The 12118-nt window shown below is 54.3% G+C and carries 11 protein-coding genes and 1 riboswitch; of the genes, 3 read left to right on the top strand and 8 right to left on the bottom strand.

The window, feature by feature from the left end; translation table 11 throughout:
- The first annotated feature begins 146 nt into the window (after positions 1 to 146).
- Positions 147 to 1025: an arabinose operon transcriptional regulator AraC gene (gene araC, locus BGE37_RS12990; RefSeq protein ID WP_001300811.1), complete on the top strand. Its 879-nt coding sequence runs from the start codon at positions 147 to 149 to the stop codon at positions 1023 to 1025.
- An 85-nt stretch (positions 1026 to 1110) separates the two neighbouring features.
- Positions 1111 to 1875 (top strand): DedA family protein, encoded by a 765-nt coding sequence (locus BGE37_RS12985; protein WP_001561402.1) that lies wholly within the window; start codon positions 1111 to 1113, stop codon positions 1873 to 1875.
- Between the two features lie 112 nt (positions 1876 to 1987).
- Here BGE37_RS12985 and thiQ read toward each other — a convergent pair whose 3' ends face one another.
- The 4 genes from thiQ to sgrR all read right to left on the bottom strand — a co-directional run bounded on the left by thiQ (position 1988) and on the right by sgrR (position 7058).
- Entirely contained in the window at positions 1988 to 2686 is a 699-nt protein-coding gene (thiQ, locus tag BGE37_RS12980; protein ID WP_000916262.1) for a thiamine ABC transporter ATP-binding protein ThiQ, read from the bottom strand.
- The gene (gene thiP, locus BGE37_RS12975) at positions 2670 to 4280 is read right to left on the bottom strand and encodes a thiamine/thiamine pyrophosphate ABC transporter permease ThiP (RefSeq protein ID WP_105288074.1); all 1611 of its coding nucleotides are present in this window, start codon (positions 4278 to 4280) and stop codon (positions 2670 to 2672) included. Before thiP ends, thiQ begins: the two co-directional genes overlap by 17 nt.
- Positions 4256 to 5239, bottom strand: coding sequence for a thiamine ABC transporter substrate binding subunit (gene thiB / locus BGE37_RS12970; RefSeq protein ID WP_001355216.1), 984 nt, complete (start codon positions 5237 to 5239; stop codon positions 4256 to 4258). The genes thiP and thiB overlap by 25 nt, the downstream gene beginning before the upstream one ends.
- A gap of 30 nt (positions 5240 to 5269) precedes the next feature.
- A riboswitch (TPP riboswitch) is annotated at positions 5270 to 5369 on the bottom strand.
- 33 nt (positions 5370 to 5402) lie between these two features.
- On the bottom strand, positions 5403 to 7058 hold the full coding sequence (sgrR, locus tag BGE37_RS12965; RefSeq protein ID WP_105288073.1) for a DNA-binding transcriptional regulator SgrR: 1656 nt from the start codon (positions 7056 to 7058) through the stop codon (positions 5403 to 5405).
- A gap of 88 nt (positions 7059 to 7146) precedes the next feature.
- Between sgrR and sgrT the strand changes: the two genes are divergently transcribed.
- Positions 7147 to 7278, top strand: coding sequence for a glucose uptake inhibitor SgrT (sgrT, locus tag BGE37_RS12960; protein ID WP_001248772.1), 132 nt, complete (start codon positions 7147 to 7149; stop codon positions 7276 to 7278).
- 107 nt (positions 7279 to 7385) lie between these two features.
- Here the strand turns inward: sgrT and leuD are convergent, their stop codons facing one another.
- Genes leuD through leuA form a run of 4 tightly spaced genes read right to left on the bottom strand, consistent with a single transcriptional unit; the run spans position 7386 to position 12067 of the window.
- On the bottom strand, positions 7386 to 7991 hold the full coding sequence (leuD, locus tag BGE37_RS12955; RefSeq protein ID WP_000818231.1) for a 3-isopropylmalate dehydratase small subunit: 606 nt from the start codon (positions 7989 to 7991) through the stop codon (positions 7386 to 7388).
- Positions 7992 to 8001: 10 nt separating this feature from the next.
- A complete protein-coding gene (gene leuC / locus BGE37_RS12950; RefSeq protein ID WP_105288072.1) occupies positions 8002 to 9402 on the bottom strand; it encodes a 3-isopropylmalate dehydratase large subunit in 1401 nt (466 codons plus the stop codon).
- Positions 9403 to 9404: 2 nt separating this feature from the next.
- The gene (leuB, locus tag BGE37_RS12945; protein ID WP_105288071.1) at positions 9405 to 10496 is read right to left on the bottom strand and encodes a 3-isopropylmalate dehydrogenase; all 1092 of its coding nucleotides are present in this window, start codon (positions 10494 to 10496) and stop codon (positions 9405 to 9407) included.
- A complete protein-coding gene (gene leuA, locus BGE37_RS12940) occupies positions 10496 to 12067 on the bottom strand; it encodes a 2-isopropylmalate synthase (RefSeq protein WP_000082846.1) in 1572 nt (523 codons plus the stop codon). Before leuA ends, leuB begins: the two co-directional genes overlap by 1 nt.
- Positions 12068 to 12118 lie beyond the last annotated feature (51 nt).

Below are 12118 nucleotides of genomic sequence, written 5' to 3'. Positions count from 1 at the left end.
TGGTCCCGCTTTGTTACAGAATGCTTTTAATAAGCGGGGTTACCGGTTGGATTAGCGAGAAGAGCCAGTAAAAGACGCAGTGACGGCAATGTCTAATGCAATATGGACAATTGGTTTCTTCTCTGAATGGCGGGAGTATGAAAAGTATGGCTGAAGCGCAAAATGATCCCCTGCTGCCGGGATACTCGTTTAACGCCCATCTGGTGGCGGGTTTAACGCCGATTGAGGCCAACGGATATCTCGATTTTTTTATCGACCGACCACTGGGAATGAAGGGTTATATTCTCAATCTCACCATACGCGGCCAGGGGGTGGTGAAAAATCAGGGACGAGAATTTGTCTGCCGACCGGGTGATATTTTGCTGTTCCCGCCAGGAGAGATTCATCACTACGGTCGTCATCCGGAGGCTCGCGAATGGTATCACCAGTGGGTTTACTTTCGTCCGCGCGCCTACTGGCATGAATGGCTTAACTGGCCGTCAATATTTGCCAATACCGGTTTCTTTCGCCCGGATGAAGCGCACCAGCCGCATTTCAGCGACCTGTTTGGGCAAATCATTAACGCCGGGCAAGGGGAAGGGCGCTATTCGGAGCTGCTGGCGATAAATCTGCTTGAGCAATTGTTACTTCGGCGCATGGAAGCAATTAACGAGTCGCTCCATCCACCGATGGATAATCGGGTACGCGAGGCTTGTCAGTACATCAGCGATCACCTGGCAGACAGCAATTTTGATATTGCCAGCGTCGCGCAGCATGTCTGCCTGTCGCCGTCGCGTCTGTCGCATCTGTTCCGCCAGCAGTTAGGAATTAGCGTCTTAAGCTGGCGCGAGGACCAACGCATTAGTCAGGCGAAGCTGCTTTTGAGCACCACACGGATGCCTATCGCTACCGTCGGTCGCAATGTTGGTTTTGACGATCAACTCTATTTCTCGCGAGTATTTAAAAAATGCACCGGGGCCAGTCCGAGCGAGTTCCGTGCCGGTTGTGAAGAAAAAGTGAATGATGTAGCCGTCAAGTTGTCATAATTGGTAACGAATCAGATAATTGACGGCTTGACGGAGTAGCATAGGGTTTGCAGAATCCCTGCTTCGTCCATTTGACAGGCACATTATGCAAGCATTGCTGGAACACTTTATTACCCAATCCACCGTGTATTCATTGATGGCGGTGGTGTTGGTGGCCTTTCTGGAGTCGCTGGCGCTGGTCGGTTTGATTCTACCCGGTACGGTGCTGATGGCGGGGCTGGGAGCGCTGATTGGCAGCGGCGAGTTAAGTTTCTGGCACGCCTGGCTGGCAGGGATCGTCGGTTGCCTGCTGGGCGACTGGATCTCCTTCTGGCTGGGCTGGCGTTTTAAAAAGCCGTTGCATCGCTGGTCGTTTCTGAAGAAGAACAAAGCATTACTCGATAAAACTGAACATGCGTTGCATCAACACAGCATGTTTACCATTCTGGTCGGTCGTTTTGTCGGCCCGACGCGTCCGCTGGTGCCAATGGTGGCGGGAATGTTGGATCTCCCGGTGGCGAAATTTATTACGCCAAATATTATCGGCTGCCTGTTATGGCCGCCGTTTTACTTCCTGCCGGGGATTCTGGCGGGCGCGGCGATCGATATTCCTGCCGGAATGCAGAGTGGCGAGTTTAAATGGTTGCTGCTGGCAACAGCGGTGTTTTTGTGGGTTGGTGGCTGGCTGTGCTGGCGGTTATGGCGCAGTGGTAAAGCGACTGACCGTTTAAGTCATTATTTGTCGCGCGGTCGTTTGTTGTGGCTGGCACCGTTAATTTCTGCCGTCGGTGTAGTGGCGCTGGTAGTGTTAATTCGCCACCCGTTGATGCCGGTATATATCGATATTTTGCGGAAAGTGGTTGGGGTTTAGGGGATAGTCTGTGCGGGTTGCCTGATGCGACGCTTGCCGCGTCTTATCAGGCCTACAAAACGCACTGTCCGTAGGTCGGATAAGGCGTTCACGCCGCATCCGACAGTGCATACTAACCCGTAATCCCCAATATTGCCGAAGCACTCGCCTTACCGCTCAACAATTCTTCAGTCTTACCCTGCCAGGCGATGCGCCCGTCAGCGACCACCACCGAGCGTGTGGCGATCCGCGCCGCATCTTCCACACTGTGCGACACCATCAATAGCGTCATTTTTTGCTGCTGGCAGCTCGTGCTCACCAGCGTCAGCATCTCCTGACGTAACGCCGGATCGAGCGCAGAGAACGGTTCATCGAGCAATAAAATCGGCTGTTCGCGCACCAGACAACGCGCTAACGCCACGCGCTGTCGCTGACCGCCAGAAAGCTCGCCCGGTAATCGCGCCATTAAATTATCAATCCCCATCTGGCGGGCGATAGCATGCATTTTCTCCTGCTGCGCCGCGTTCAGCTTCAATCCAGGATTAAGCCCCAGCCCGATGTTCTGCGCGACCGTCAGGTGACTGAACAGGTTGTTCTCCTGAAACAGCATCGATACCGGACGGCGTGACGGCGGCGTCGTGGTGTGATCAATACCATCGATAGTCAGCGAACCGCTGGCTGGCGTCAGAAAACCGGCGATCAAATTTAGCAGGGTACTTTTACCCGCGCCGCTTGGCCCGAGGATCGCCACCTGCTCGCCGGGTTCCACCGTTAAGCTAAAACGCATCGGCAAATGGTGATAAAGCCAGGTGATATCAGTCAGTTTTAACATTTCGCCCCGGTAGTTTTTCAATCACGGTAAACAGCAGAAAACAGAGCAGCAGCAGAATTAACGCGGTCACCGCACCGTCCTGGCTACGATAGGAGCCAATTTGCTGGTAGAGATAAAACGGCAGGGTACGGAAATCATCGTTACCGAACAACGCCACCACGCCAAAATCACCAATCGACAGCACACACGCAAAGGCCAGCGCCTGCGCCAGCGGACGTTTCAGGGCGCGCAGTTCCACCACTTTTAAGCGCGACCAGCCTTCAATCCCCAGCGACTGACACAACATACTGTAACGCGCGGTGATATCGCGCATCGGGTTTTCCAGCACTTTCAGTGCGTAAGGGATCGCCATTAACGCATTGGTGAAAATCACAATGCCGTCAGCAGATTGCGGCAGGCCGATAGTGTTGTTGAGCAGTAAAAAGAAGCCCGTTGCCAGCACAATCCCCGGCATGGCGAGGATCAGCATTCCGCTCATCTCCAGCGCCTGACCCGCCAGCATTTTTTGCCGTGCCCGCAATTCGCGACTGCTCCATAGCAGCATCATGGTCAGCACTACGCATAATACGCCTGCCGCCAGCGCAATACGCAACGAGGTCCACAGCGCCTGCCACAGCACCGGTTGTGCCAGCACCTCTGGCAACTGGCGATTTACCCCATCGACAATCACCGCTAGTAACGGTGGCAGCAACAGCAGCAGCGCCAGCACAATTAACACCGTGTCGCAAATGCGGCTATGCAGACGGTCGTCCGGGTCGCGCCAGCCTTGCAGCAGCGTGGTGCCGGGCGCAATGGCTTTACTTAGTCGCTGACTCAACAGCACCAGCCCAAGGCAACATATCATCTGGATCAGCGCCAGCATCGCCGCGCGGGCGGGATCGTAGTCGTAACTCAGCGCCTGATAGATTGCCAGCTCGATAGTGGTCGCCTGCGGACCGCCGCCCAGCGATAGCACGGTGGCGAAGCTGGCGAAACAGAGCATAAAGATAAGCGCGGCAACCGGCGGGATTTGACGCCGTAACCACGGCCATTCGACGAAGCGGAAAAAATGCCAGCCGCGCATCCCAAGCTGGGCGGCAAGTTGACGTTGTTCGCCGGGAATGTTTTCCAGTGCCTGGAGTAATAAGCGGCTCGCCATCGGCAGATTAAAAAATACGTGCGCCAGCAAAATACCTTGCAGGCCGTAGGGCGAAAAGGTCCACTCCAGACCGAGCGATTGGCAGAGTGATGCCAGCCAGCCCTGGCGACCATAGACGCTAAGAATGCCGAAAACAGCAACCAGCACCGGGAGGATCAAGGTCATTGCGCACAGACGCAACAGCGTCAGCCGACCCGGAAAGCGCCTGCGATAGAGCGCGCGGGCGAGGAATATCGCGGGTACGACAGAGAGCAGCGCCGAGAGAAACGCCTGCCAGAAGGAGAAGCGCACCACATGCCACAGGTAGCTGTCCTGCCAGATTGCCATCCAGTCACCCTGCGGCGCGTTCCACCACAGGGCGAGAAATGCCGCCAGTGCAACCGCCACCACAAGCGTAGCGGCGCTTACGCCTGGAATTAACCAGCCGGGAATTAACGGCTGACGGCGCGTTGCCATTCGCTAATCCATGCCTGACGTTGTGCCGCCACCTCGGCTGGCGTGAACTCCAGCGTGGTTGCCGGTTTGGTCAATTTTTCAAAACCGGCAGGCAGCGTGACGTTTGCCACCGGATACATCCAGTTGCCGGTTGGGATCGCATTCTGAAAAGCCGGAGAAACCATAAACTGGAGGAATTTTTGCGCCAGCTCCGGCTGTTTGCTGGCAGCGGTGCGGGCGGCGACTTCCACTTGCAAATAGTGACCTTCGCTGAAGTTCGCGGCGGCGTAGTTATCTTTCTTCTCTTCGAGAATGTGATAAGCCGGAGAGGTGGTGTAACTCAGTACCAGATCGCTTTCGCCTTTTAAAAACAGGCCGTAGGCTTCGCTCCAGCCTTTGGTGACCGTGACGGTTTTCTTCGCCAGCTTCTGCCAGGCTTGCGGGGCGTCATCGCCATAGACTTTTTGCATCCACAACAACAGGCCCAGGCCCGGCGTACTGGTACGCGGATCCTGATAAATCACTCGCCAGTTCTGATCGCTTTCAACCAATTCTTTCAGGCTTTGCGGCGGATTTTTCAGTTTGTTCTTGTCATAGACGAAGGCGAAGTAGCCGTAATCAAATGGGACAAAAGTGTCATTATTCCAGCCACCGGGAACGTTAACGGCATCCGCTGCCACACCGCTTTTAGCAAACAGCCCGGTTTTGCTGGCGGCATCTAACAGATTGTTATCCAGCCCCAGCACCACATCGGCTTTACTGTTTTTGCCTTCCATCCGCAGACGGTTGAGAAGCGAAACGCCATCTTCCAGCGCCACCAGTTTCAGTTCGCAATTACAGTCGGCTTCAAAGGCTTTTTTCACCACCGGACCTGGCCCCCAGTCGGCGGCGAAGGAATCGTAGGTATAAACAGTCAGAACGGGTTTAGCGAAAGCGGGTGCTGTACAGAGCAACAGCAGGGGAAGATATTTTTTTAACACTTTGCACCTCAAAGAAGAGTGGCAAAGGACTTGAGAAGGAGCCTCAAATCCCTTCGCCGGCGTTATCCGGATCAGGTTCGACGGGTATTTTCTCAGCGCACGCGGCAGCGTGGCACCCCGTTGAGAACGGCGTTAGTGTAGTGATTTTGTTATCAACCAGCAATCATGGATCCGGCGGCGCAAACCACGCGGATTTAAAATCGAACCAGCCGAGGGTGTTCATACGCAGACCGCGCATACTGCGTTGCCCCTGAATGATCAGCCAGTGGTGGATAAGTGGCACCATTGCTTTACTGGCGACCAGTTGCTGGCACCAGTTCGCCAGATTCATTTCGCCATTGCGCCAGCGGGCGGCGTCGGCTTGCCAGTCGATCGGAATACAGTGTTGGAGCAGCGGCACCTCGCACAAGTGCGCGAACAGCGAAAAATCCAGCGGCAGCGTAAAGTTGGCGCTGTTAAGCCAGATGTCACTTTCGATCTCTCCTTCGTGCCACTGATCGTAGCTGATCTCTTTAATTTTCAGTGTGACCTGATAACTTGCCAGAATCTGCTTCATGATCCCGGCAATCACTCGATGCTCAATATGATCCTGATAAAAAGTCAGGGTGAGGTTTTCCAGCCCGGCGGGTTTTTCGCAATGCGTCGGGTGGGCATGATGCCAGCGCGGCAACAGCCCGTAGGCTGGAAACCAGAGTTGCTGGTACTGTTCTTCGGCAAAATAGACCAGGTTGGTGGGGGAGAGAACATAGCTTACCCAGTCTCTTACCGCCTGGTTCGCCCCGCGATGGGTGCGGCTGTCGAACAGTAAATAGTAGCAACCTTCCTCCAGCCGACTTTCAATCTCTTTTTCCTCGCCCTGCGGCCCTTTTAGCATCAGACCGCCGGCTGGCTCGTCGGCAATTTCTGGCAGAACCCAGACATTTACTTCGTCGATTAATGCGCGATAACCGAAGAAGTCATCGAATGCCTGAATTTTCAGTTGATTGGTGCTGTTGCGGATCACCGCATACGGACCGGTGCCGATGGGATGGCTGGCAAAGTTACTGAGGGTTTCCCATTCTCGTGGCAGGATCATCGCCGGAACTTGCCCCAGCAGTAACGGTAACCAGCGGTCCGGTTGCGTGAGATGGATATCCAGCGTCCAGGGCGTCGGCGACACAATGTCCGCAATATGCGAATAAAGCGGCAGCGTATTGATTCGTTTTAAAGAGGCGATCACATCGTCCATTTCCAGTTCACGACCATGATGAAAATGGACTCCTGGACGCAAAAAGAAGCGCCAGTGAAGCGGTGATATTTGCTGCCAGTGGTGGGCGATGTCTGCTTCCAGTTCCCCATTTTCCTCATTTATGCGCGTTAGCGAACTGAAGATTTGCCGGGCGATATGGGTTTCGGAACGGCGCAATGCACTGCCGGGCAGCAGATTGCGCAACGGACGATAGTAGAGCACGCGCAGGATGTGCCGCCCCTGGCGGAAGCTGCGTCCCAAATGAGAAACCAACATTTGCCGCACAGCCGCTTTGTCGCCAACCAGTTGCACCAGTTGATCGATACGATCCTGCTCCAGCAGGTCCTCTGCTCGCTGTTGCTGAAGCGCCAGCCCGGTATAGAGGAATGTTAAACGTGAGCGTTTACCGCGCCCGACCTCCGCTTCCCACGTCAGCCAGCCGCGATCCTGCATGGTATTGAGCAGGGTGCGCATATGACGACGGGAGCAGCTCAATAACTCCGCTAGTTCGTTGAGCGTTGTGTCCTGCGATTTACCCTCGCAGCATTGCCACAGGCGGATGAACTGTTGTTGCAGACGAGCAGATGGCATAAAAGGGGAACTCCTGCGCAAAAGTCAGCAATTTTATTTTCCCTATATTAAGTCAATAATTCCTAACGATGAAGCAAGGAGGTGCCCCATACGTCAGTTTTATCAGCACTATTTTACCGCGACAGCGACGTTGTGCTGGTTGCGTTGGTTAAGCGTCCCACAACGATTAACCATGCTTGAAGAGCTGATGCAGTGGGAGGGGAGTCATTCTGACTACTGATTTGCGGACATCATGTGTGACTGAGTATTGGTGTTAATCGCCACGCCAGCAGTGATTATCTGCTGGCTTTTTTCTTTTTGGCGATTGAGTGCCGGACGGTGTACAAACTAACGCATAAACGCCGGTTGCTTCTCTTCATAAGACGCAATTGCGTCGTCGTGCTGCAGAGTCAGGCCGATGCTGTCCAGACCGTTCATCATGCAGTGGCGGCGGAAGGCATCGATGGTAAAGCGATAAGTTTTCTCTCCCGCTTTCACCTCTTGCGCTTCCAGGTCCACATCAAAATGAATCCCCGGATTGGCTTTCACCAGCGCAAACAGTTCGTCCACTTCTGCATCGCTTAATTTCACCGGCAGCAGCTGGTTGTTAAAGCTGTTGCCGTAGAAGATGTCAGCAAAACTCGGTGCAATCACCACTTTAAAACCGTAATCGGTCAATGCCCACGGAGCGTGCTCACGCGAGGAACCGCAGCCGAAGTTTTCTCGTGCCAGCAAAATGGAAGCGCCCTGATATTGCGGGAAGTTCAGCACGAAGTCCGGGTTTGGCTGTTGGCCTTTTTCATCCAGAAAACGCCAGTCGTTAAACAGATGCGCGCCAAAACCTGTACGGGTCACTTTCTGCAAAAACTGTTTCGGGATGATTGCATCGGTATCGACATTGGCGGCATCCAGCGGAACCACCAGGCCTGTATGTTTGATAAATTTCTCTGCCATGGTGTGCTCCTTATTTGATGTTGCGAATGTCGGCGAAATGTCCGGTCACAGCAGCAGCGGCAGCCATTGCCGGGCTGACCAGATGCGTGCGCCCGCCACGCCCCTGGCGGCCTTCAAAGTTACGGTTGCTGGTGGAGGCACAACGCTCGCCAGTATTCAGGCGGTCGTTGTTCATCGCCAGACACATTGAGCAGCCTGGCAAGCGCCATTCAAAACCGGCTTCGATAAAGATTTTGTCCAGACCTTCCGCTTCCGCCTGGGCTTTTACCGGACCAGAGCCGGGAACCACCAGTGCCTGCACGCCCGGCGCGACTTTCCGGCCTTTGGCGATTTCTGCCGCTGCGCGTAAATCTTCAATGCGCGAGTTGGTGCAGGAACCGATAAACACTTTGTCGATAGCCACTTCGGTCAGCGGAATACCCGGTTTCAGCCCCATATAGGCCAGCGCTTTTTCTGCCGACGCGCGTTCAACCGGATCGGCAAACGAAGTCGGATCGGGAATGTTGTCGTTCACGGAGATCACCTGACCGGGGTTAGTTCCCCATGTTACCTGCGGGGCGATCTCTTCTGCTTGCAGAGTGACAACGGTATCGAAAGTTGCGCCTTCGTCGGTTTGCAGAGTTTTCCAGTAGGCAACGGCGTCGTCGAAATCTTTACCTTTCGGCGCATGCAGACGGCCTTTAACATAGTTAAAGGTGGTTTCGTCCGGCGCAACCAGACCGGCTTTTGCGCCCATTTCGATTGCCATGTTGCACAGGGTCATACGACCTTCCATGCTTAAATCACGGATTGCTTCGCCGCAAAACTCCACCACATGCCCGGTACCGCCAGCGCTGCCGGTTTTACCGATAATCGCCAGCACAATATCTTTCGCGGTAATGCCCGGCGCAGCTTTGCCCTGGACTTCAATTTTCATGGTTTTCGCGCGCCCCTGTTTCAGGGTCTGCGTTGCCAGTACGTGTTCGACCTCGGATGTACCGATACCAAAGGCCAGTGCACCAAACGCCCCGTGGGTGGCGGTATGTGAGTCGCCGCAGACAATGGTCATTCCTGGTAAGGTGACGCCCTGTTCCGGCCCCATTACGTGGACAATCCCCTGATACGGGTGATTCAGGTCATACAGTTCGACGCCAAACTCTTTGCAGTTTTTGATCAGTTCCTGCATCTGGATGCGCGCCATCTCACCGCAGGCATTAATGTCTTTAGTCTGAGTCGAGACGTTGTGATCCATGGTGGCGAAGGTTTTCCCCGGCTGACGTACCGGGCGACCGTGGGCGCGCAGACCATCGAACGCCTGCGGTGAGGTCACTTCATGTACCAGATGACGGTCGATATATAACAGCGGGGTTTCGTTTTCGGCTTCGTACACTACGTGAGCGTCGAATAATTTTTCGTATAACGTCTTAGCCATGATTACACCCCTTCTGTCACATAGCGGGCAATGATATCGCCCATTTCATCGGTACTAACGGCGGCAGCGCCACGGGCTAAATCCCCGGTGCGAATGCCTTCTTCTAACGCGCGGTTAATGGCGCGTTCAATGGCGGAAGCCGCATCATCGGCATCCAGGCTGTAACGCAGCAGCAGCGCCAGCGACAGAATTTGTGCAATCGGGTTGGCGATGTTTTTGCCTGCGATATCGGGTGCCGAGCCGCCCGCCGGTTCATACAGACCAAAACCTTGCTCGTTCAGGCTGGCGGAAGGCAACATGCCCATCGAGCCTGTGATCATCGCGCATTCATCAGACAGAATGTCGCCAAACAGGTTGGAGCACAGCAGTACGTCAAACTGCGACGGATCTTTAATCAGCTGCATGGTAGCGTTGTCGATGTACATATGCGCCAGTTCGACATCCGGATACTCCGTGGCGATCTCGTTAACAATCTCCCGCCATAAAATAGAGGATTGCAGCACATTGGCTTTGTCGATTGAGGTGACTTTGCGACGACGCTTGCGGGCAGATTCAAACGCGATACGGGCAATGCGCTCGATCTCAAAACGGTGATACACCTCGGTATCAAACGCTTTTTCATATTGTCCGCTACCTTCGCGGCCTTTTGGTTGACCGAAATAGATGCCACCGGTCAGTTCGCGCACGCACAGGATGTCGAAGCCGTTAGCGGCAATGTCAGCACGCAGCGGACAGAATGCTTCCAGCCCCTGATACAGTTTTGCCGGACGCAGGTTGCTGAATAATTTGAAGTGCTTACGCAAAGGCAACAGCGCGCCGCGTTCTGGTTGCTGGTCTGGCGGCAAATGTTCCCATTTCGGGCCGCCCACCGAGCCAAACAGCACGGCATCGGCTTGCTCACAACCTTCAACCGTCGCAGGCGGCAGCGGCTGCCCGTGGTTATCAATGGCTGCGCCGCCTACATCGTAATGGCTGGTGGTGATACGCATCGCAAAGCGGTTACGCACGGCATCCAGCACTTTCAGTGCCTGGGTCATCACTTCCGGCCCGATCCCATCTCCGGGTAAAACGGCAATATGGTAATTCTTCGACATCACACGGTTTCCTTGTTGTTTTCGTTGTGTTGAGCTTTGCGTTGCAACTCTTTTTCGACTTCTGCGGCGCGCCAGATATTGTTCAGTACGTGCACCATGGCTTTGGCGGAGGACTCGACAATATCGGTGGCCAGGCCGACGCCGTGGAAGCGGCGACCGTTGTAGTTAGCGACGATATCCACCTGACCCAGCGCATCTTTACCGTGGCCTTTGGCGGTCAGGCTGTATTTCACCAGTTCGACGTTATAGTCAGTGATGCGGTTAATCGCCTGATAGACGGCATCGACCGGACCATTACCGTTGGCAGCTTCCGCTTTAACTTCCTCGCCACAGGCCAGTTTGACGGCGGCAGTGGCAATATCGTTAGAACCAGACTGCACGCTGAAGTAATCCAGACGGAAATGCTCCGGCTCTTCTTGCTGCTTACCGATGAAGGCCAGCGCCTCCAGATCGTAATCAAACACCTGACCTTTTTTGTCCGCCAGCTTCAGGAAGGCATCGTACAAATTGTCTAAATTATATTCACTTTCTTTATACCCCATCTCATCCATGCGGTGTTTTACTGCCGCACGACCGGAACGAGAGGTCAGATTCAGCTGGATTTGGTTCAGACCAATAGATTCTGGTGTCATGATTTCGTAGTTTTCGCGGTTTTTCAGCACGCCATCCTGGTGGATACCGGAGGAGTGTGCGAATGCGCCGCTGCCAACAATGGCTTTGTTTGCCGGGATCGGCATATTACAAATCTGGCTAACTAACTGGCTGGTGCGCCATATTTCCTGGTGATTAATGGCGGTATGAACGTTGAGAATATCCTTACGAACTTTGATCGCCATGATCACTTCTTCCAGCGAACAGTTACCGGCACGCTCGCCGATCCCATTCATTGCACCTTCCACCTGGCGCGCTCCGGCATGTACCGCCGCCAGTGAGTTGCCAACTGCCAGGCCTAAATCGTCGTGGGTATGTACGGAGATAATGGCTTTGTCGATGTTAGGCACGCGTTCATACAGGCCGCTGATGATTCCGGCGAACTCAAATGGCATGGTGTAGCCCACGGTGTCCGGAATGTTGATGGTGGTGGCACCGGCATTAATCGCCGCTTCAACCACGCGCGCCAGATCGGCAATGGGTGTGCGTCCGGCATCTTCGCAAGAAAATTCAACATCATCGGTGTAATTACGGGCGCGTTTCACCATATAGATAGCGCGTTCGATCACTTCGTCCAGCGTGCTGCGCAGCTTGGTGGCGATGTGCATTGGCGAAGTGGCAATAAAGGTATGGATACGGAAGGCTTCGGCAACTTTCAGAGATTCAGCTGCCACGTCGATATCCTTTTCCACGCAGCGAGCTAACGCACATACGCGGCTGTTTTTGACCTGGCGGGCGATGGTCTGCACCGATTCGAAATCGCCCGGCGAAGAGACGGGGAAACCGACTTCCATCACGTCAACACCCATACGCTCAAGGGCCAGCGCAATTTGCAGTTTTTCTTTCACACTCAAGCTTGCCTGTAACGCCTGTTCACCGTCGCGCAATGTGGTATCGAAAATAATGACTTGCTGGCTCATGGTTTGGGTCCTTGTCTCTTTTTGAGCGCCTCGCTTCGGGCATAAAAAAAC

The sequence above is a fragment of the Escherichia sp. MOD1-EC6300 genome, from assembly GCF_002965045.1.
Lineage (GTDB): Bacteria > Pseudomonadota > Gammaproteobacteria > Enterobacterales > Enterobacteriaceae > Escherichia > Escherichia coli_F.
Note: the sequence above shows the minus strand (reverse complement) of the source record. Positions and strands in the feature narration are given on the sequence as shown.